This window comes from Biomaibacter sp. TOL (assembly GCF_059717795.1).
Map to the genome: position 1 here is coordinate 2,382,733 of NZ_AP046092.1, position 21,095 is coordinate 2,403,827.

The window sequence follows — 21,095 nt, forward strand, 5'->3', positions numbered from 1 at the left end:
ATTACCCTTCTACTATATATAAAGACATCGAGCCTCAAAAATTATTCCATGAAAAACCATTTTTCTAAAAAAATTTTTTAAAAAAGATGCAACTTTTTTTTACATTTCTTCGTCTTATATACAGGGAAAATATAGGGGGATTTTTATGGAACCGTATATTAAAAAAAGGATCAAATATAAAACTTACAGGTTTTTGAAGAAAAACCATGAACAAAATAAAAAAGAGACATTAATATTAAATTGTCCGGTGGTAACGGAAGATAATGAAGTTGAGGAAATCGACCTGAAGGCTGAAGAAGATAGCATTTTTGAAGACCAGGCATGTGATAGGTTTGTACTGGCCCCCTATTATTTGGACTTAAACGACCAACACGCCACGATTCACAGTATTTCTTAAAAATGCTTCATAAAATGCTGAAGGTGTCATATAATTCAAAGATTCATGGGGCCTTTCGCAAAGATAAAATTTTATATAATCATCCAGGCCTTTAAAAAATGAACTATAACTGGCAAAATCATTTAAATTAACATATTCTTCTTTCAAGGTTCTATGAAATCTTTCAATATTTGGGTTTCTTTCAGGCGACCTTACTGGTATTCGCTCATGCAGTATACCCTGTTTAGTACAAAATTCCTGAAATTCTTTTGACTTAAACTGCGGCCCATTATCGGTTCTGATTGTTAAACTATCTGTTATATGCCTTGATGCAATGGCTTTTGTTACGGTTTTTATCACATCGCTCTTTGTTATCGAAAAACCAGCCTTATAGCCCACTATCTCTAACGTATATGTATCTATTATATCCAGGATAAAGATTATTCTAGGGAAAATGGTCACATATGTAATATCCATCTGCCAGTGGGTATTCGGGGCCTCGACAGATACTTTTTTGAAAACTATTTCAGTATTGGAAGAAGCGTAGTGTTTAATAACTGGCAAAAGCAGATCCATTTCTTTGCATAGTCTGTAACCCTTTTTCTTGTTGATAATAATTCCAAACTTTGACCTTAAGAGAAATGTAAGTTTTTTATACCCAAAGAATGGGAATTCCTCAGCTAAATCAAAAAGTAGGGTCTTTATCATTTCATCGGATATATATTCACCACTAAGTGTTTCTGAATAACCCGGCTTTGAGCATCCCCGCTTTGAATCCGTACTTTCTTGTCGAGGTTCATAGAAAAATGTGCTTTTGGGTATATTAGAAATTTTAAGTAGAAAATCTAGATTATAGCCCTCAGAATATAAATGCTTTATTAGATCGATTTTATCGGCTATAGACGGTTGGTTTTTTTTAGAAGCTCTTTTAGATAAGCAATTTCGAGGTCTTTATCAACGATGATAGAACGAAGCATGATGTTTTCTTTTCTGAGATTTACTTTTTCGTCATCATCGTTACTATCGTTAGGGTTTAAAAGCTTTTTTCTCCAGTAATCGATTGTAGTTTTTGATATGCCGTATTTCCTACAGACAGCTATTTTAGTGGTACATGAACTCTGAGCTTCGGATAAGATAGCGAGCTTTTCTTCCGTAGTAAAATTCTTCCTCGCTGCCATAGAAAAATTCCCCCTTCAAGAGTTATTTTATCATGTTGTGCGTTTTGGTCCAATTCTCTTGAGGGGCCAGCAAGTGGTTTTGAGACAAGCTTTAGAAATTCTTTCGCCTCTTGAAAGAAATATTGTCATCTTATCAAAGACAAGAGGTTGCAGTCAAGCAGAAATAGCCAAAATGTTGAGAATCAGCCAGTCAAAGGTAAGCAAAACAATGAAAAAAGCCATGAAGGAAATGAGAGATTACTTAAATCAAATCGGATACAAAAGAAAGAAGTGAGAAAATGCAAGAAGATATGTTGCAGCAGAGAGGGGTTATGGAAGAAAATATAATAAAAAAATACATGCCGCTGATATTGAAATATTCCAGTTTGGCACCAGAAAATGACAGGGAAGACCTTGAACAGGAATTGATTATTGAGATAATTGAGCTTTATAGAAAGGGCAAGTGTCAATAAGCAGACAAATTCCCAGAAGGGCTGCCATTCGTCCTAACTTACTCAAGTCATTTTTAGCAGCCCTGTATTTATTTTAGCATGTCTATCTTAACTATAATCTGGGCACCTTTGCTTTTTGAATTACTTAGCCCATAATTCGCAGGTCACCGAATTCGTATCATGGCAAATAAAAACATACATACAAAATTTTATCAAGAAAAGCTAAAAGGCAGAATATTCTGAGAAGGTACAAGCCCACTCAATGTCGAATATATACAATAACTTCTGATATTGAGGTGGGAACAGCATGGCTAACAAATCTCACCATAGGCGGCAAGACCGGCCGCCATTACGGACTTTTAATCCCCGGCCATCTAAAATATTCAAATTCAAACAAGAAAAGATCCTGGGCTCCTTGTACCTGATAAAACCTTTGTTAGAGAGAATGAACATTAAATCAACTATCGATTCTATCATCCCCGAACGTAAAGAAAACGGACAGATACTTACCACCGGAGAAGTAGCAGAAATACTTGTAGCCAATCGCCTGCATCATCCCCTGCCGATGAAAGATATACAAACCTGGGCAGAGGTATGCGGCATCAAAGAATTATTCGATGTTGAGCCGAACAATCTTAATGACGACAGAATCGCAAGATGCCTGGAAGATCTTTCACAGTATTTTGAAGAGATCCAGACAAAGCTGGTCATGAAAATCATTCAGGAATTCAATCTGCACCCCGAAGAAATTCTATGGGACACAACCTCCATCTACTTCGAAGGAGACTACGATGAAGCCGAGATTGTGCAATTCGGTTACGGAGACAAACCGGACTTAAAACAGATAAAACTTGCCCTGAATGTAGAAAAAGACTCCGGTGTACCCTTGCGGGGCAGCGTTATTAAAGGCAATCTGAACGATCCATCCATTGTAGTGGAGAACATGAAAAAACTACGCAATCATCTTAATAAAGAAGACATTCTTTTTACCGGAGATAACGCTGTAGGCACTATCCCAAACTGCCTTCTGCTGAATAAAAACAACATCAGATTCATCGCACCCAGCCCTGCATCAAGCCTTTTTGAAGAAGCTATCCGTTCTGTTACTCCGGAAGAATTAGACGGTTGTATTTTTCCGGATAAAGAGGGGACACCAAAATTTAAAGTAACAGAACGGGGAGTTTACATTCACCTCCAGGACAAAAAGAAACAACAAGAACTCAAAGACGCCCCCGAATTCTGGGCTCGTTGCTTAATAATCTGGAGCAAGAGCCGTGCCAAGCTGGATCGAGAAAAAAGAGAAAAATACATGTCTGATATAAAAGAACGACTGGAAGACATATCTGCAACAAAGTTAAACATGCGGCGCTATAAAAACAAGGAGTATGCCCAAAAGCAGGTTGACAACTGCTTTCAAGGGCCAAAATCCTATCTTCGCCCCATCTTTGGCAATCCTACAGTAGAAGAAAAAGACGGTCAGCTCCAGCTTGTTTACAGCATAGATAAACAACTGCTGGCTGAGATGGAAAAACAAGATGGTCTTTATCCTGTCGTTACTAATGTCTATGACTACGAAAAATATTCTACAAGGGAACTGTTTCTGAGAACCCGAAAAAAATACAGTGTGGAACAACCCATGAGATACCTTAAATCGAAGATTAAAGTAAGGCCGATATTTTTACATAGAGAAGAACGGATTAAAGGGTTAACCCTGATCACGTTCATAGCTCTTATGGCTTACTGCATCCTGGAGCACCTTATCAAACAAAACATTGATCCAAAGGGAACCACCCACCAGCTTATGAAAGAATTTGCGTCCATAGTCTTTTCGGAAGGGGAGATGTTTGACGGAACCTGCTTTTATACTGTCGGCAATGTAAAAGAGCGGCATATCCGGCTAATATATAAGCTTGGGCTTGCTGTAGGAAGTTATGCTGTGCTTTCCGAGGTGCAGCAGGAGTAGATTCGTTTATTTGCTATCTGCTTGGAAGAATACGATGTGTCTAACCTGCGAATTATGGGCTTAGTTATTTCTACCAGTTCTTTTACTGTTTTTCGGACATTTTCCTTTGCTTCGCTGGTTCTGTTTTTGGTGAACTTTACTATGTTCAGTATCCTTTTTTTAACTGTTCTTGTTCTGTCTTGAAATTCTGCTTTTGCTGCAATGCCTGCATCTTTTACCTTTTTTACTACCCTTGTTAAAACCTTTACTCCGTCTGAAAGGAGGCTGGCATCGGTAGGGTGGTGAATGTTTGATTTTATGACTGTTGTATCTATCCTTATTTTCTTGGCTTTTATTAGTTTTTTGTCCAGGGCTTTTTGAAGGATAAGGGTGTTTAATTTCTCTAAAGTATCTTCGCCAAATCTTTTGGTAAGTTTCGCCAGGGTAGTGTAGTCAGGCACCTCGGCACAAACTGGTATATGGCAAAATACTTTCCACGAGATGCTGTCTGATACTTCTTTGCATAAGGTTTCGTATCCAAGGTTGTATCTGAATTTGAGATACATCATTCGAATGTATGTATCAACAGGAGTGCTGTGTCTTCCACATTTGGAATTAAACTTTTCTATAAACGGCGCAAGTAAGCTTTCGTCATCCAGTATTTTATCAACAACTGCCAGTTCACCTTTAAGTTCCAGTCAGGATTTTGGAAGTAATTGGTTGAATACGCTTAATTGTTTGAAGTCTTCGTTCTTTATTATCAACATTCTTCATCCCTCTCCTTCTTGCTATATTATACCGTACCGCAGCAAAGCTGCAATCAAAAAAATAAGGACAGTAGCCGTCCCTCAATAATAAAATCGGTGACTTGCTCACCAGAAGCGAATGGTTTAAAATAACCTTAAGTGTTTGGCCAAGCCAGTGACACAATCGCTTAGGAGGTAACGGCTACTATGATAATTATAGAGAAATATAAAGATAAAATCAATGGAATATTGAGCACTTTTGACAGAATAATAATAAAAGGTCACATTCGGCAGTTTTTTAGCCCTTCAGGTAAAAAACACTTCTTAAGTCAGGAAAGCTTATTATATACGGATTTTGGTAATTATGCCTTACAAGTTACTGGGAAAATAAAAGAGCATGCTATAAATATGGCCAATGAACTTAAACGCCCCTATATATACCTTAATTCTCCCAGAATCTCAAAAGAAGAAACTGCATTAAAATGTCTCAAAGAAAACCCGATTGATGAAGGATTAATATGCATATTATCTACCGTTGAGTTTTGCTCTACCTTGCAGGTGATAAAAAACACTCAAACAGGAAAACTTGAACTAAAAAACGTTGACCGTAAATGCATCTATCTTTATTTCTACTATCTTGACAGCGAATTCGGCTTTATGCACGTAAAACTTCAAACATGGTTTCCTTTTATGATACAAGTTTATATAAATGGCAGAGAATATCTTTCAAAACAATTAGATAAACACGGTATTCAATACAATCGCTATGACAATAGCTTTACATATATATCCGATGTTGAAAAAGCTCAAGAGCTCGCTGATAAAATAGAATCGTTAAAGTTTTGCAAGAGGCTGGATGCTATTGCCGCAAAAATTAACCCTTTCCTAAGCAGAATTTATGAGATTTTTCATCAAGGATATTATTGGTGTGTAGATCAGTGCGAGTATGCAACCGATATTATGTTTAATAGCCGAGAAGATTTGGAAAAAATATATCCGGCTCTGGTTGAACACGCTCTGATTTCCTTTAAGTGCGATGATGTAATGACTTTCCTTGGCCGTAAAATGCATAATGCATTTCAGGGAGAAATAGTCTCCGATATTAAAAAACGGCCCCAAGGATTACGCATTAAACACAGAATGAAATCAAACATTATTAAAATGTATGATAAGTATAGCGTTCTTAGGGTAGAAACCACTATAAATGACCCTCATGAATTCAAGATATTAAAACGTGTAAATAGCAAGCAAGGTGAAGTCTTGCGCTGGACTCCCATGGGTAAGTCAATTGCTAATCTGTATAGATATGCTCAGGTTTCTAAAGCCTCTAATCTTCGTTATTTTGATGCTCTAGCGCAGGCAGTTCCTACAGGAGAAGTTATACAGGAGGTAGAGAAATTATGCGGCAAAACAACATACAAAAATAGAGATTACAGCGGCTTTAATGTTCTTTCTCCCGAAACTTGTCAGCTGTTTCTTGCTGTAATGAATGGGGCTAACAATATTAACGGTTTTACTAATTTTGATATTCGTACTCAACTTTTTCCTGACTTCGATATTAATGATAAAAGAATAAGAAATAAAACCACCCGAATATTAGCTAAGCTAAGAGCCCATAAATTAATATGTAAAATCCCCCACTCTTTTAAATATAAAGTCAGCAAAAAGGGGTTAAGGGTTATGTCTTCTATTTTGAAAATCAAGGCTAAAGAGTATCCTCTCTTGGCTAATATGCAAGCCGCGTAGTTAGTGGCTTCTGAAGGACTTTTTGTATAAAAGTTTGTTTTTCTTTAAAACTTTTAAAGGACAATAATATAAATGTCCATTTTTTTGGAGAGGAAGATGCAGGTTTTTTGAGGGGTAGAGGGGGTTGTTTTTCAATGGAAACTAATTAATTTAAACATATCAAGATTTCATACAGTTCTCCGCTGCCAATGACGCGGACTCTTGTTGGAGGGGAATCAAAGCATAGCAAATAGCAAAATTTAATTACTTTTTTTTACTATAAAATGAGTTGAGGAAAGATAATAAATAAAAAACAGTTGATGTAATAAATGTAATTAAAAATAAATCTAAAGGCATCTTTTTAAATATTAATAAACCCACAAAATAAAAAAAAAGCAAATATAAACTAGAGCGAAGCCATTCAAAAAATATTTTTTTTCCATTATTCATAATGTCACCCTTTTCATATTCGCGTTCTTTTGATTTCATCTTATATCACAATTGCGATATGAGTCAAGAACGCTATTTAAAATTGTCGATTATTGTTGACATAAAGGTTGAACCTTTTCAGCCGATAGCTAATTACCAATTGTATAGAGCATCTTTGAAACAATTAATGAAAGTCCCCCTGACTTTTGTGTCAGGGGGTTCTTTATTTTTCATCCCCCGAATTGCTTTATTATTCAATCAGTCCCAACCCGGGACATAGTATTCGTCTACTGTGGAACCAAGATAATCAGTTCTTTTGGAATTACTATAAAAGTATGTGTAATCTTTTTCTGCTCTTGGAAGCGGAGGGTCAGTACCACGAATATACTTATAATAAACGCTTTTGCTGTAATATACAATTGGAATAGTATCATCTATAATCCTTTGTGCTATAGCATTTATTCCTTCTATAACGAGATCAGAAACACCCCCAAGTTTAGTGGCGGCAATACGGTTAAGTATAGCGACAATAACAGAAAGGGTATATTTAGTTAGCTTATTACTACCCTTAAAGCTTGTGGAAAATGTCCATGGTGTCAAGTCGGAATTAGGCGTTACAGTTGATAGATCACTGCTTTTTATTTTCTTCGTATTATCATCTGCGTTTACTGGTTCTAAATTTATTGTATCAACATAAGAAATACCATCTTTAATTGTTGTTACTGTTATAGCATTACCTTTCCTCTGGACTTTTGTTGTAAACTCAGAAAACAAAACGTAATTGTTAGATTGTTTCCTTTGATAAATCTGAGTTTTAATAACGCTTAAATCAGAATTTGCACTTTCAATAACTTTATAAGATTTACCGTTTTCATCATAAGTATATTCAGTGTGATTTAAATCTGTACTAATAAAACAAAAATTTGTTTTACCATTAGATACATGGTCATCAGATGCTGACACTTTATAAGGTACGCTAGAAAAAAGCAATGCCATAATTATCAATAAGCTAGTGAATTTTCCAATAAACTTAAAATACATACAAAAACCTCCGTATTTTTTTTTGTTTTGAGAATCAACCGGTGATATTGACTTTTAAAGATAATCATGCAATGGAACCACCCTCTTTCCCATAAATTACCCTTCTACTATATATAAAGACATCGAGCCTCAAAAATTATTCCATAAAAATCCGCTTTTCTAAAAATTTTTTTAAAAAATGGAACTTTTTTTGTGTTTCTTCGTCTTTTATATAGGTAAATGCAAAAGAGGGATTTTTATGGAACCGTATGTTGAAAAATGGATCAAATATAAAACTTACAGGTTTTTGAAGAAAAACCATGAACGAAATAAAAAAGAGGCATTAATATTAAATTGTCCGGTGGTAATGGAAGATAATGAGGTTGAGGAAATCGACCTGAAGGCTGAAGAAGATAGTGTTTTTGATGAACAGGCCTGTGATCGATTGGTTTTGAGACAAGCTTTAGAAATTCTTTTGCCCCTTGAAAGAAATATTGTCATCTTATCAAAGACAAGAGGCTGCAGTCAAGCAGAAATAGCCAAAATGTTGAGAATCAGCCAGTCAAAGGTAAGCAAAACAATGAAAAAAGCCCTGAAGTGTTTCCTCCCACTCTTTTTGTCTCCTTCCTGCTCAAATTTCCTGACCGTTTTAAGAAGGAATTTAAAACCTATTGAAGAAATAAAAGAGAAAGAAGCAAGCCATGGGAGGGAGAAAAAAGAGAAAGCCTTCAAGTAAGGCGTTAGTTTCCGACCTACCCTTACTGAAGGCCTTCTCCACAGATAACACGCACTATGATTGTAACATTTTTAGGCTCAACAGTAAAGGAGTATCGTAATATTTTTTTGCATAAATTAGCTCAACGTTAATTGAAAAAGTAACTTCCACCCCCATTCTTTTGGACTGTGGAAGTTAGTCTTACAAATATGGGGATAGATTTTAATCCTACAAATCACTTCAATTAACTAAAGAAGGATTCAGCAGCGTTTATGCCGCGAAAGCCTCTTGATATGGGGTAACACCCTCTGGTATAATTTTGAAGGCGGAAAGCCGCCTGTTAATCCAAAGAATGTTTTTCCGCCTAATTCAAAGGAGTCCAGAGGGTGTAGGGGCCCCATGTCAAGAGGACCGTGGAATAAATGCGGCGGTTTCAATTTTACCCTTGTTATGTAAAGCTTTACATTACAAGGGCAAGATAGAAAGGGTTAACCGCACCATAGAAGGCTTTTTAGCTGAAGTAAGCCTCCAAAACCCCGGGACATTGGAAGAATTAAACAAAGCCTTCTTTGCCTGGGTGGAAGAAGGATACAATCATCATTCCCACAGCTCCTTGGAAGGTGAAACTCCCGCCGGACGTTTTCAAAAAGATACCAAGCGATTGCGCTTTGCCAATATTGACGAGCTAAGGGATGCTTTCCTCCGAGAAGAAAGCCGAAAAGTTGATAAAATCGGCTGTGTAAAACTTTGCGGCAAAACCTATGAAGTGGGCCTTGAATGGGTAAGGAAGACTGTGGATTTACGCTATGACCCCTTTGACCTTGAAGAAATAGAAGTATGGCATAAAGGTCAAAAACGGGGTTTAGCAAGGCCGCTTATCATAGGAGAATACAATGAAGTGTCCTATAGCAAAAAAGATGCCCCAACTCCTCAAAAGTCATCCGGTTCAAGACTTTTGAGCATACTGGAAAAACAAGCTCAAAACCGCATGAAAGACAAATTAGGTGCCATCCCCTTCCGCCGTATGGAAGGAGGAGAACATAATGTTTGAACCTTTCTTTGGATTTGAAAAGACTCCTTTTCAAAAAGATGTGCCTGTAGGAAAACTGTTTGTCACCCCGGCCTATGAAGAACTGGTATCAAGGCTGAAATACACTGCAGAAAAACGCCTCTTTGCCATCATAACAGGCGAAGTGGGCTCGGGGAAATCCACCGCTTTAAGAAAACTTCTTGAGCTTTTAAATCCAAATAAATACAAAGTTATCTACATCAGCGACTCAGCCCTTACCCCTAGGCATTTTTACTGGGAATCTTTAAGGCAGCTTGGATGTGAACCAAAGTTTAACCGTGGCCAGGCTAAAAGACAGCTTCATCAGGTAATACTGGACCTTGCGGAAAATGAAAGAAAAACACCAGTCATAATAATCGATGAAGCACACCTGTTAGATAAAGAAATGCTGGAAGAAATGCGCTTTTTACTCAATTTCCGGATGGACTCCTATAACCCTTTGAGTCTCATACTGGTAGGTCAGCCGGAACTTAAAAGGGTATTGCAACTTCAAGTCTATGAAGCTATAGCTCAAAGGGTAAATCTCCGGTATCACCTGCCACCCATGGACAGGCAGGAATCCAAAGAATATGTTTGCCACCATCTGAAGATTGCCGGAGCTACTTCCTCAATTTTTACCGATGATGCTCTGGATGTAATCTATGAATATTCCGGAGGCATTGCAAGAAAGATAAACAATGTCTGCCTTGCCTGTCTGCTTTCGGCCTCAGCCAGTCAAAAGCGTTTGATAGATGACCATATGGTCAGGATTGTAATTGAAAATGAGTTTGCGGTATGATGTATTTTCCCTCTATGAGTGGGCAAGGGTCAAACCTTGCCTACTCGGAGGGATGTTTTCAAGGTTCAGGTTTCTATGGTCAAATAAAGTGAGTCAAATTTTCGGACGTTCACTTTGAGCAAAATGCGGTCAGAAAGTGTGAGCGGCTACACTGAAGGAAATGAGAGATTACTTAAATCAAATCGGATACAAAAGAAAGAAGTGAGAAAATGCAAGAAGATATGTTGCAGCAGAGAGGGGTTATGGAAGAAAATATAATAAAAAAATACATGCCGCTGATATTGAAATATTCCAGTTTGGCACCAGAAAATGACAGGGAAGACCTTGAACAGGAATTGATTATTGAGATAATTGAGCTTTATAGAAAGGGCAAGTGTCAATAAGCAGACAAATTCCCAGAAGGGCTGCCATTCGTCCTAACTTCCTCAAGTCATTTTTAGCAGCCCTCCATTTCTTATTAGCTTCAGTCTCCATAATATCTGCTGTTATAATTACTAATCGCTCTCTCCATTAACCAGTCCTCATCATAGAAATATTTCCTGTCATCCATGAAGTGGCCTCTTCTTAGGGACGGAATCAAAACATAGCAAAAATTGATTACTTTTTATTACTATAAAATGAGTTGAGGAAAGATAATATGGAAAAAACAGTTGATGTAATTAATGGAATTAATAATACTTTTAAAGACAGTTTTTTAAATATTAATAAACCCACAAAATAAAAAAAAAGCAAATATAAACTAGAGCGAAGCCATTCAAAAAATATTTTTTTCCCATTATTCATAACGTCACCCTTTTCATATTCGTGTTCTTTTGATTTCATCTTATATCACAATTGCGATATGGACATAGTATTCGTCTACTGTGGAACCAAGATAATCAGTTCTCTTGGAATTACTATAAAAGTATGTGTAATCTTTTTCTGCTCTTGGAAGCGGAGGGTCAGTACCACGAATATACTTATAATAAACACTTTTGCTATAATATACAATTGGAATAGTATCATCCACAATTTTTTGTGCTATGACACTTATTCCTGATTTAAGGGGATCAGGAACTCCAAGTTTAGTAGCGGCAATATTGGCGATTATAGCTGCAACTACAGAAAGGGTATAATTGGTTATCTTACTACTACCCTTATAGCTTGTGGAAAATGTCCATGGTGTCAAGTCGGAATTAGGCGTTACAGTTGATAGATCAGCTAGTGAATTTTCCCATAAATTACCCTTCTACTATATATAAAGACATCGAGCCTCAAAAATTATTCCATGAAAACCCCCTTTTCCAAAAAAATTATCAATGTTAGAGAAAGGTTATAATCTGGCAATTTAATGAAAGCGCACGCCATATAAGAATACTTTTCTACACTGAAATCAAAATTTGTAAAAAAATGATTGCAAAAGAAGGAAATTCAGAAATTTTGTAGAAGAAAATACGTACTATTTAGTTTACCTATGAGGGTTTTAATAATACAAACCCTCATTTTTTGTTTTTTAGCCGATTCAGTTGCAAAACATTTTCTGTAAGGAGGTCTGGGAATGGATGGCTTTTTTGCATAAAGCAGTTACGAGGCAGGAAGTAGTACTTTTTTTGTCTTCTATTTTGCACGATATTGGAAAGTTTTATCAACGCTGCAATGACAAAGATGTATGGCATGATGTAAAGAAGAAATATAAGACTTTTTATGAAGAAGAAGGCGCGCGGGGTCCAAGGCATCAGGAGTGGGGGGCATATTTCTGCGAGAAAGTTATAAGGGAGCCTGCCGAGGTTGCAGGAATGGTTCGCAACCACCACAGGCCGGAGAGCCTGATGGAATATATAGTTGCTGCTGCAGACCGGCTGTCTGCAGGAGAGAGGGTAAAAGCCGATGTGGGAGAGGAATCTTCAGAGCCTCCAAAACAGCTCATCTCAGTTCTTGGCACCATTTCGCTGGATGGCGAAAGGGCTGCAAAGGATTGGTACAAAAGGCTCGAGCCATTTTCAACCATTTCATTTTCAACTGATATTCCAGAAGAAAACCCCTCGGTAAAATATGGCGAATTATGGTCGAAATTTGAGGATGATATTAATAAAATCAAAAATTTCATTGATCCTGTAGAATTAATGAAGCTTTATTACATTCTTGAAGAATATACCTTCAACGTACCTTCGGCCTTTTATCATTCAAAACCTGACATCTCTCTATGGGCTCATTTGAAGTCAACGGCGGCCATAGCCTTTGCAATGTATAGAGAAATATCCGATTTGTCCGAGCATCAGGCATTAAAGGTCTGCACGCAGATTGCCGGCGGGAATGTTCAGGAAGGTTCAAAGCCGCTTTTCTGTCTTGTAAAAGGTGATATTTCCGGCATCCAGGATTTTGTTTATGATGTGGCTATGGACGGTGCCACCAAATCTTTGCGTGGGAGGTCTTTTTACATTTCATACCTGCTGAGGGCTGTTGCGTGCTATATTTTAAAGAAGGAAAGAATACCCGTCACAAATATAATATACAGCGGCGGAGGCCATTTTTACCTTCTAATGCCTGGCAGTTTTTTGAACCGTATTGATGAATACCAGCGGGAACTTGACGAAGTATTTTTTGATTTTCATAGCGGCAAGTTATGTCTTCTTATTGACGGTGTGAGCGTCAGTGCCAGAGATTTAAGCAGCAGCAATTTTTCACCCAGGTTTGATGAGGCGGGAAAAATAATTTCACGCAAAAAATACAGAAAATTTTTCAGCCTGATTGAAAAAGACAAGGAAGCAGTTTTTGGCCCGTTTGAGGACTTTGATTCGCCATGCCCGCATTGCGGCAGGCCGGTTGATGGCAATGAAGAATGCGGATACTGCAAAAGTTTTGCAGAAACGGGCGAAGACATATTAAGAAAGAAGTATATCGTGGAAAGATGGGATGATATCCCGAAAAATGAAGGCAAGGACATAAGAGGGGTTTTCCGGAGATTGGGCCTGAATTTGGCTTTTTCCGACGAGCCCCAGCCGGGATTTTGCTATGCCTTAAAAAACGATGATGTAGATTTTGGCCTTTGCTGCGGCTCTCTCCGGATAGCCGCCGGCATGAGGATAACCCGGGAAGGAAATATCGTGACTTTTGATAGTATGGCCGACAGCTCAAAAGGTATAAAGGTATGGGGTGTTATAAGAGGCGATGTGGATAGCCTCGGGAGGATTTTTAAAGACGGTCTGGGAGAAAATCGATCAATCGCAAGAGTTATGACATTATCGCAGGAGCTTTCTCAATTTTTCGGTCCATATCTTGAGAAAATGGTCGAAGAAGCAGATTTTAAAGATTGTGCAATGATATATGCCGGAGGTGATGATTTCTTCTTCGTAGGGGCATGGGACAGGCTTTTGTACCTGGCCTATGCCATAAGGCAGAGATTTTTGAGATTTACAGGCTTCAATCCCGCACTGACTCTATCCATTTCCTTCAGCATGGCGCCTGATAAAAAATTCCCCCTTTACAGGGTTGCTACCACAGCGGGAGAAAGACTGGAAGAAGCCAAGAGCCATGAAAGATTCGTGAATGGCAGGCGGAAACTTAAAGATTCTTTGTCATTTGAAGATTGTGTCCTGGGATGGGAGGATTTTGAAAAGTTCAATCTATTCAAAACCAGGATAGTAGAGGCACTGGAAAACAAAGTGCCGCGTTCGATTTTGAATATCCTTTACAGTGCGGTTGTGGAAAATGATTTTTCCAGAGAAAAAAACGATGTATTCAGGGCATGGAGAACCGTATATCATTTGTCCCGGCTTAAGGAAAGGCATAAGGAAGCAAAGCGGATAATTGACGATATAAAGGACCTTGTTCTTGAAAAGGGCAACACCCTGTACAAATACTGTTATGAGGCAGCCCGGTGGGCTGAATTCGAGACAAGAAAGTGAAGTGGAGGGAATGATATGCCTCAAGATATGAGGAGAAATAACCAAAATGAAAAGCGAAGAGAGGATTTTGCAAATCTCGAAGAAATAAAAAGCAAAATTCCTCAAGCAATGAGTCCGGAAAAAGATTCTGAGGGAACGGTGTTTTTCCACTGTGTGGAAGAGATAGGAAAATATTTGGCTTTTAAAAAAGTAACCGTTTCGCAGCTCAGAAAAATTTACAGCGAAACCCGTCGGATTAAGTCAGAGCATTTTAATGATGCAGTTTACCGCCTGCGAATGTTAAAGGCTATATTAGCCTACACAGCAGGCAGGATGAATAATTTAAGAGAGTTTAAAGATATCATGTCGATTGCCATAGATGAAACCATAAAAAATAAAGACAGCAAAAGCGACAAAATTTTCAAGCGCTTTATTGATTTTGTAGAAGCCATCATTGCTTACCACAGGGCGTATGGCGGAAGAGAATAAAAATGGGAGGAATAATTTATGGAAAGCTTGAGACTTGAGGGAAAGTATATAATTTCTTCTGAAATAAAGGCAAAAACCGGTCTTCACATCGGCACTTCCGGCAATACTTACGAAATAGGCGGCGTCGATAATGCGGTAGTCAAGGATGCAAATGGAAGGCCGTATATTCCGGGGAGTTCCTTAAAGGGCAAAATGCGCGCCCTGATGGAATATGCCGAAAAACTGATAAATCCGGATAGCTTGATAATTGCTGTTCCGAAAGAAAAGGAAGAAGAGAACATAAGAATTCATATGTGCGACAAACCCGAATGCCCTGTCTGCAACATATTTGGCAGGAATCATGGGAAGCACAGGACAGTAAGCGGCAAAGAAATAAATATAACAAAAGCTGTCACTCCAACCAGATTGATAGTGAGAGACGCATATCTTGATGCAAGCAGCATAGACGATGCCATGCAAGAAAATCTCGATATGGAATGGACTGAAGTGAAGTTTGAAAACAACCTGGACCGCATAACATCGGCTGCAAATCCAAGGCAGACGGAAAGGGTTCCGGCCGGAGCCGCATTTACATCCGAGATGATTTTAAATGTCCTGAATGATGAGGGGGACAAGTACCTTAAAAAACTTCTGGAGGCCATGGCGCTGCTGGAAGACGACTATCTGGGAGGCCAGGGAAGCAGAGGTTACGGCAAGATTGCCTTCGAGAATATAAGAATTACTTTTAGAGATGTGTCTTACTATGAATGCAAGAACGGGGAAAAGCTCATTGCCTCCGGCAGAGATTTGAATGAAATCCGGCAGATTATAAAGTGAGGCGGGATTGAAATGAACCGCGCAAATCCGAATAAGTATATTGTAAAAATGAAGTTCAAGGGGCCGGCCCATTTTGGAAACAAGGAAAAGACATACAATTTTACCGAACAAATAGCCCATTCCGATACGATTTTCAGCGGCATTATAAACTGTATGGGGCTTCTTTATGGAAAGGATGAAGTTGATCAGGTTATAAATGAATTTATTATATCTCAGCCTCCATTTAAAATTTCCTCGGCATTTTTGCACTGGCGGGGAGAATATTTTGTGCCCCGGCCTTACAGCCTTAATTTTACTTCAATAATGGATTATAAAAAGGCAGCAAAGATTAAATTTTTGCCGCTGGATTTTTTGATGAAATTTACCGACGCGGATTTCCAGCTTTTAAATCAGGATTTCCATGTGTCGCAGGAGGGAGTATTATATTCAAAAGGCAGGGCCGAAAGTTTTCTGAAAAATATGGAGAGGCCCAGGGTCACTTTAGACCGATACAGTTCCTGCAGTGAAATATATTATGCCAGCAACTGCTATTTTAAAGAAGATGCCGGCCTCTGGTTTTTTCTGGATATTCTGGACGCAAGCCTTGAGGAAAAAATTATGGCTTCAATAAAACTTTTAGGAGACGAAGGCCTGGGCGGAGAGAGGACGTATGGCATGGGGCTTTTTGAGGCTGACATAGATAAGGCGCCCGAATTGAAACCTTTTAAACCTGATGCATATTTGCTTTTATCACTCCTTTATCCTGGAAGGGAGGAAAAAGTAGCCGAAAAAGCCGTAAGCTACGGGTTGACCGAAAGGGCCGGGTATGTCTATTCGCCTTGTGGAATGAGCGGGAGAAAAAAGAAAGTGAGGGTGTTCAACGAGGGCAGTGTATTTGCTGAAGAGCCTGCAGGAAGCGTGGCGGATGTTACTCCGGCGGGATTTGGAAATCATAAAGTGCTGAGGTACGGGCTGGCATACAGTATCCCTGTCTTTTCGGGAAGAAAGGTGGATGATCCTCATGAAGTATGAGATACAGACGCTTTCGCCGTTAAATATCGGTGATGGAAGAAAATACAAGGAATTTGAGTATTTATATAAAGACGAGAGAGTGAATTATATAGATATAATGAAGCTTATAAGAGACAATAGCCATAACAAGGCGCTGTACGAAAACGTCATATGCAGCATGGATTCGCCGAGGTTCAGATGGAATGAAGCCCTAAAATATACAAAATTAGATCTTATGAAATATGTCCATTACAGTGTAAAGGCTGATACGGTAACTTCACTGAGGGGAGAGATAATTTCATTTGCCAAGACCGCTGGCAGGCCGTATATTCCCGGTTCTTCCATAAAAGGGGCATTGAGGTCTGCTGTGACGCGGAACTTGTGGGCAAGGTATGGCCAGCATTACAAAAACGTGTTTTTTGATTCGCAAAACCGTTTTTCGGGGGGACAGGGCAGGAGAGCGGGAGACGACAGGAAACTGAAAGTTTTTGATGATTATGTGGAAGAGGCGGCATTCGGCAAGCCTCACAATTCCCCCTTCAGATTTTTAAAAATCTGGGACAGTGCGATTTTATCGTATGATAATCTCGGCATTTATGAGATGAAAATAGAGAACATATGCAATGGAAAAGCCAAGTGGTACAACAGGAATTTCAACCATGAAGATATCAGCAGCGCGTTGCCAATCTATGTGGAGGCGATATCCCCGGGTTCTTTAATAACAGGGGAGTGTTCGCTGGACAAAGTTATTAAAGACGATTATCTAACCGGAGCCGCTAATATAAAAAATAAGGATATTTTTAATAATTTGATAGATAAAATCAAAGAAGATAACAGAGAGTATATAAATGGCGAAATAAGATTTTTTGAAAAATATGGCCCTCCGGAAGTTAAGAACTTTTACCTCCAGATGAATGAAATGCTGGGCAGCCTTAAGAGTAACGAAATTATGCTGCAAATGGGTTTTGGCACAGGGTATCTTTCGAAAACCGTAGGCTGTTTTATGAATTCGGAAGAATTGGGCAGATTGAGTAAAATGGGCATGAGAGTGGCTGACGTCAGCCTTTTCCCAAAAACCAGGAGGATAATGCTTAAAAAAGGAAGGCCACATTCGGTGCCGGGATGGGTAAAGATCAAATTTACAGATGAAGCGGAAGATTGATTATGTTCAGGTTGAGGCTGAAATTTGAGCTGCAAAACGAAGTATTTTTCTTTGATGATAATTATAAAAATAAGATATCTGAATATTTCTGTCAGTTTGCAGGAAACATTTATTACGTATTTTCCGATGTGGTTCCCATGAGGAAAAAAGCAGTTTCCGGAGGTTTCTGGGCAATAAAGAAAGCTGCCCTTGATTTTTGTACACCGCAGCAGGAACGCATTGTTGACATCGCCATGAAAGCCCTGAAGACTCCTGTGCAACTTGATTACGGCCTGCTAAAAATAGATAGTGTGGAATTCCTCAGAATAGAGAGCTCCGCTCTGGGATATGTAATTTCCCCCATAGTAGCAATATCAAACGGGGCTTGTTTGGAATATGAAAACCGGCCTGAACTTTTCAGCGGGGTTTTAAGGGAAATCCTGCTTGATAAATACAATAATATATACGGACGGTTTCCTGAAGATGACAGATTTGTTTTCTTTTTTAAGGGGAAACCATCAAAAGAGGAAAAGTCGGGGTTTTTGGGATACAGGGGCCCATTTGAGATTTCTGGCTCGCCGGATTTAATCCACCTTTCATATTTATCGGGCCTTGGAGTTTTAAATGAAAAAGGTTGCGGGATGATAAGCCCGGAGCTTTATTTCTGGAAAAAGAAAGAAGGGAAAAAGGCGTGATAAAATTTCTTTCGTTTTTGGGAACGAATAAATACGAGGTATGCAATTATTTATATCAGGACCAGAAAGCCGAAAATTGCTGCTACATCCAGGAAGCCCTGTTGAAAATGCTCATCGGTGAAGATAAGATCCCAGACAAGGTCGTCATATTTACGACTTCCAGGGCCTTTGAAGTTAACTGGATAAAGAATGCCAACGAAGAGTGCAGGATGCCCGGGTTGAAAGATACGCTGGAGAATCTTAAAAAGGACATGAACGGGGCAGATGTAAAAAATGTCATGATTCCGGATGGAAACGATTATAAAGAACTGTGGGAGATTTTCAATATCATTTTAAGCGAGATAGAAAACGGAGATGAATTAGTTTTTGACATAACGCATTCCTACAGGTTCCTGCCGATGATGGCCTTTCTGGTGCTCAATTATGCCCGGATGATAAAAAATTGCAGGGTAACTGCCGTGTTTTACGGAGGATTTGAGGCGCTTGGCACGGTAGGCCAGGTAAAACAGATGCCTCTGGAAAAAAGGAATGCTCCCGTTTTTGAACTAACTCCATTTATTGAGGTATTCGACTGGACAATCGGGGTTGACAGGTACCTGAATACAGGTGATGCAAGCCTTATAAATAATCTCACGCTAAGCGGAGTGAAAGCTGCAAATCGAGAGATTTTAAAGAGCGGGGAGAATAAGGAAAATTTAAAGACCGCGGCCTTGTTGAAGGAACTGGCGGCAAAGCTTCAAACTTACAGCCATGCAGTTTTTACATGCAGGGGGAAAAAGCTTTCAAAAGCAGCATGCGACCTGAAAGAGATAATAGAGGAAGTTGCGGAAAAGTCGGCGCACGATTTTTTGAAACCGCTGGCGCCGGTGATGCAGAAGCTGTATGAGAGGTTCAGGGGTTTCGGCAGAAGCGAGTATGAAGATCTGATCGAGATAGTGAAGTGGTGCAGAGATAATAAGCTTTACCAGCAGGGCCTGACAATCATGGAAGAAGGCCTGATCGGCTACATATGCGATGTTTTCGGGCTGAATAAAGTAGATTTGAACGACAGAGATCTGGCATCCCAATGCGCGGCCATAAAAATACAAAACATTGCAGAAGAAAAATGGAAAAGCCCTGCCCGGGAAAACCCTGAAACCGTCAGGAGCGTCATCAATTCAAACCGATTGCCTTCGAGCTTTTGGAATTTGATGTACAGCATACAAAATTCAAGGAATGACATCAACCATGCGGGATGGCAGAAAAACCCGCGAAATGAGGCCGCATTTAAAGACGAGCTCGATTCATTCATAAGCACGGCGGAAAGAATAGTTTCGGAAGCACCGCCGGAATCGGTGCCAAAAGAAGCTGCAATGCCGCATAAAAAGAGGCGGAAAATGCTCCTGATATTTTCGCATAATATGACAGACGAACAAATAGCGGAGGCAAAAGAGGACATGGAAGTTGAGGAATTCATTTCACTTCCTCCGGCCCTTCAGGACAAATGGTCGGATATACCGGCGCAAATGGAATCGCTGGATGAATACATGCGGGACATGCTCAACTGGATAGATGAAAATGCCGCACCCGGGGATTATGCCCTGGTGGAAGGTGATTTCGGAGCCACATATATGGTTGTGTGCCACTGCAAGAAAAGAGGCATCATTCCCGTATATTCCACGACTGAAAGAAAAGTCGCAGAGGAAAATTTGGACGGTGAAGTTGTAACCCGAAGATGCTTCAGACACGTGAGATTCAGAGCTTACGGGGAGTAAATACCCGGAAAGATACTCCACCGTGCTAATCCGCGGGGAAAGCGGCACCGGCAAGGAATTGTTTGCTCGCGCTATTCATATGGCCAGCTTGAGAAAGAATAAGCATTTCGTGCCAATTAACTGTGCGGCTATGCCCGACAGCCTCCTCGAAAGCGAACTGTTCGGATATGAAGAGGGTGCTTTTACCGGTGCAAAAAAAGGGGGCAAACAAGGGCTTTTCAAATATGCTGACAAGGGAACAATATTTCTGGATGAAATAGGCGAACTTTCCACCCATCTTCAGGTGAAGCTTCTCAGAGTGCTTCAGGAAGGGAAAATAAGGACAATAGGCGGGAATGAAGAGATACCGGTGGATGTCAGAGTGATTGCGGCAACCAACAGGAACCTGGAAGAGCTTATAAAGACCGGCCAGTTCAGGGAGGACCTTTACTACAGGCTGAACGTCATTCCGCTGGTTATTCCTCCGCTAAGAGACCGTAAAGAGGATATCCACTTGCTGACGAAATATTTTATCGAAAAACTTTCCCAGAAGATGAATAAAAAAGTATCACATATAAGTCAGGAGGCCCTCATTAAGCTCCAAAATTATGAATGGCCCGGGAACATCCGGGAATTGTCAAATGTCATAGAAAGAGCCATGAATTTGTGCGGTGACAAGATAGAGGCTCATCATCTGATATTGAAGCAGGAGGAATTCGAAACGACGGTGGATGCGGCAGACCAGGCAAAAGGCACTGCCATGGGAGAACAGAAAAGCCTGAAGGAACTGATAGCCCAAACAGAGGCAAGGGCAATAAAAGATGCCCTGCAAAAATACGGGAGCATCAGAAAAGCTGCTCTAGCGCTGGGAATTACCCATGCAACGGTGATAAACAAGATGCGCCGATACAATATTAAGAATGTGTGATTAAGAATGGCTATTTTTTTGACCACAGGTA

20 protein-coding genes and 2 pseudogenes are annotated in these 21,095 nt (G+C 39.5%); 17 read left to right on the forward strand and 5 right to left on the reverse strand.

What is annotated here, in order from left to right:
• The first annotated feature begins 145 nt into the window (after positions 1 to 145).
• The gene (locus tag AC6I1H_RS11855) at positions 146 to 397 is read left to right on the forward strand and encodes a hypothetical protein (RefSeq protein ID WP_497737785.1); all 252 of its coding nucleotides are present in this window, start codon (positions 146 to 148) and stop codon (positions 395 to 397) included.
• Here AC6I1H_RS11855 and AC6I1H_RS11860 read toward each other — a convergent pair.
• Positions 359 to 1,276 carry an IS3 family transposase gene (locus AC6I1H_RS11860; RefSeq protein WP_497740700.1) on the reverse strand — a complete coding sequence of 306 codons (918 nt, stop codon included), beginning with the start codon at positions 1,274 to 1,276 and terminating at the stop codon, positions 359 to 361. The genes AC6I1H_RS11855 and AC6I1H_RS11860 overlap by 39 nt on opposite strands.
• The gene (locus tag AC6I1H_RS11865; RefSeq protein WP_497737358.1) at positions 1,273 to 1,554 is read right to left on the reverse strand and encodes a transposase; all 282 of its coding nucleotides are present in this window, start codon (positions 1,552 to 1,554) and stop codon (positions 1,273 to 1,275) included. Before AC6I1H_RS11865 ends, AC6I1H_RS11860 begins: the two co-directional genes overlap by 4 nt.
• A gap of 73 nt (positions 1,555 to 1,627) precedes the next feature.
• Between AC6I1H_RS11865 and AC6I1H_RS11870 the strand changes: the two genes are divergently transcribed.
• The 3 genes from AC6I1H_RS11870 to AC6I1H_RS11880 all read left to right on the forward strand — a co-directional run bounded on the left by AC6I1H_RS11870 (position 1,628) and on the right by AC6I1H_RS11880 (position 3,948).
• Positions 1,628 to 1,828, forward strand: a complete 201-nt coding sequence (locus tag AC6I1H_RS11870) for a sigma-70 family RNA polymerase sigma factor (RefSeq protein WP_497737786.1) — start codon at positions 1,628 to 1,630, stop codon at positions 1,826 to 1,828.
• Positions 1,829 to 1,832: 4 nt separating this feature from the next.
• Entirely contained in the window at positions 1,833 to 2,006 is a 174-nt protein-coding gene (locus AC6I1H_RS11875) for a hypothetical protein (RefSeq protein WP_497737782.1), read from the forward strand.
• A 286-nt stretch (positions 2,007 to 2,292) separates the two neighbouring features.
• Positions 2,293 to 3,948, forward strand: a complete 1,656-nt coding sequence (locus AC6I1H_RS11880) for an IS1634 family transposase (RefSeq protein ID WP_497737787.1) — start codon at positions 2,293 to 2,295, stop codon at positions 3,946 to 3,948.
• On the opposite strand, the gene AC6I1H_RS11885 is transcribed toward AC6I1H_RS11880, so the two are convergent.
• Complete coding sequence (locus AC6I1H_RS11885) at positions 3,915 to 4,625, reverse strand: transposase (RefSeq protein WP_497740775.1); 711 nt, start codon at positions 4,623 to 4,625, stop codon at positions 3,915 to 3,917. The two genes, AC6I1H_RS11880 and AC6I1H_RS11885, sit on opposite strands and share 34 nt — an antisense overlap.
• Before the next feature lie 255 nt (positions 4,626 to 4,880).
• Here AC6I1H_RS11885 and AC6I1H_RS11890 point away from each other — a divergent pair, with 255 nt between their 5' ends.
• A complete protein-coding gene (locus AC6I1H_RS11890; RefSeq protein ID WP_497737566.1) occupies positions 4,881 to 6,419 on the forward strand; it encodes a hypothetical protein in 1,539 nt (512 codons plus the stop codon).
• 666 nt (positions 6,420 to 7,085) lie between these two features.
• On the opposite strand, the gene AC6I1H_RS11895 is transcribed toward AC6I1H_RS11890, so the two are convergent.
• Positions 7,086 to 7,868: a hypothetical protein gene (locus tag AC6I1H_RS11895; protein ID WP_497737788.1), complete on the reverse strand. Its 783-nt coding sequence runs from the start codon at positions 7,866 to 7,868 to the stop codon at positions 7,086 to 7,088.
• Positions 7,869 to 8,106: 238 nt separating this feature from the next.
• Between AC6I1H_RS11895 and AC6I1H_RS11900 the strand changes: the two genes are divergently transcribed.
• From AC6I1H_RS11900 to AC6I1H_RS11915, 4 genes and pseudogenes are all read left to right on the forward strand, one after another.
• The gene (locus tag AC6I1H_RS11900) at positions 8,107 to 8,583 is read left to right on the forward strand and encodes a sigma-70 family RNA polymerase sigma factor (protein WP_497737789.1); all 477 of its coding nucleotides are present in this window, start codon (positions 8,107 to 8,109) and stop codon (positions 8,581 to 8,583) included.
• Positions 8,584 to 9,031: 448 nt separating this feature from the next.
• Positions 9,032 to 9,613 (forward strand): annotated as a pseudogene (locus tag AC6I1H_RS11905) (Mu transposase C-terminal domain-containing protein); the annotation flags it as partial.
• Positions 9,606 to 10,409, forward strand: coding sequence for an ExeA family protein (locus AC6I1H_RS11910; protein WP_497737790.1), 804 nt, complete (start codon positions 9,606 to 9,608; stop codon positions 10,407 to 10,409). The pseudogene AC6I1H_RS11905 and the gene AC6I1H_RS11910, both read left to right, overlap by 8 nt.
• A gap of 209 nt (positions 10,410 to 10,618) precedes the next feature.
• Entirely contained in the window at positions 10,619 to 10,792 is a 174-nt protein-coding gene (locus AC6I1H_RS11915) for a hypothetical protein (protein WP_497737782.1), read from the forward strand.
• A 440-nt stretch (positions 10,793 to 11,232) separates the two neighbouring features.
• Here AC6I1H_RS11915 and AC6I1H_RS11920 read toward each other — a convergent pair whose 3' ends face one another.
• Positions 11,233 to 11,577, reverse strand: a complete 345-nt coding sequence (locus tag AC6I1H_RS11920; RefSeq protein WP_497737791.1) for a hypothetical protein — start codon at positions 11,575 to 11,577, stop codon at positions 11,233 to 11,235.
• Positions 11,578 to 11,914: 337 nt separating this feature from the next.
• Here AC6I1H_RS11920 and cas10 point away from each other — a divergent pair, with 337 nt between their 5' ends.
• The 8 genes and pseudogenes from cas10 to AC6I1H_RS11960 form a co-directional block, all read left to right on the forward strand.
• On the forward strand, positions 11,915 to 14,293 hold the full coding sequence (gene cas10 / locus AC6I1H_RS11925; RefSeq protein ID WP_497737792.1) for a type III-A CRISPR-associated protein Cas10/Csm1: 2,379 nt from the start codon (positions 11,915 to 11,917) through the stop codon (positions 14,291 to 14,293).
• Positions 14,294 to 14,308: 15 nt separating this feature from the next.
• Positions 14,309 to 14,761 (forward strand): type III-A CRISPR-associated protein Csm2, encoded by a 453-nt coding sequence (gene csm2, locus AC6I1H_RS11930; RefSeq protein ID WP_497737793.1) that lies wholly within the window; start codon positions 14,309 to 14,311, stop codon positions 14,759 to 14,761.
• 18 nt (positions 14,762 to 14,779) lie between these two features.
• Positions 14,780 to 15,577, forward strand: coding sequence for a type III-A CRISPR-associated RAMP protein Csm3 (csm3, locus tag AC6I1H_RS11935; protein ID WP_497737794.1), 798 nt, complete (start codon positions 14,780 to 14,782; stop codon positions 15,575 to 15,577).
• Positions 15,578 to 15,589: 12 nt separating this feature from the next.
• Complete coding sequence (gene csm4 / locus AC6I1H_RS11940) at positions 15,590 to 16,588, forward strand: type III-A CRISPR-associated RAMP protein Csm4 (RefSeq protein ID WP_497737795.1); 999 nt, start codon at positions 15,590 to 15,592, stop codon at positions 16,586 to 16,588.
• Complete coding sequence (csm5, locus tag AC6I1H_RS11945; RefSeq protein WP_497737796.1) at positions 16,578 to 17,729, forward strand: type III-A CRISPR-associated RAMP protein Csm5; 1,152 nt, start codon at positions 16,578 to 16,580, stop codon at positions 17,727 to 17,729. The genes csm4 and csm5 overlap by 11 nt, the downstream gene beginning before the upstream one ends.
• Before the next feature lie 2 nt (positions 17,730 to 17,731).
• Entirely contained in the window at positions 17,732 to 18,403 is a 672-nt protein-coding gene (locus AC6I1H_RS11950) for a CRISPR-associated endoribonuclease Cas6 (RefSeq protein ID WP_497737797.1), read from the forward strand.
• Complete coding sequence (csx20, locus tag AC6I1H_RS11955) at positions 18,400 to 20,157, forward strand: CRISPR-associated protein Csx20 (RefSeq protein WP_497737798.1); 1,758 nt, start codon at positions 18,400 to 18,402, stop codon at positions 20,155 to 20,157. The genes AC6I1H_RS11950 and csx20 overlap by 4 nt, the downstream gene beginning before the upstream one ends.
• Positions 20,144 to 21,064, forward strand: a pseudogene (locus AC6I1H_RS11960) (sigma-54 interaction domain-containing protein); the annotation flags it as partial. The gene csx20 and the pseudogene AC6I1H_RS11960, both read left to right, overlap by 14 nt.
• Between the last annotated feature and the right edge of the window lie 31 nt (positions 21,065 to 21,095).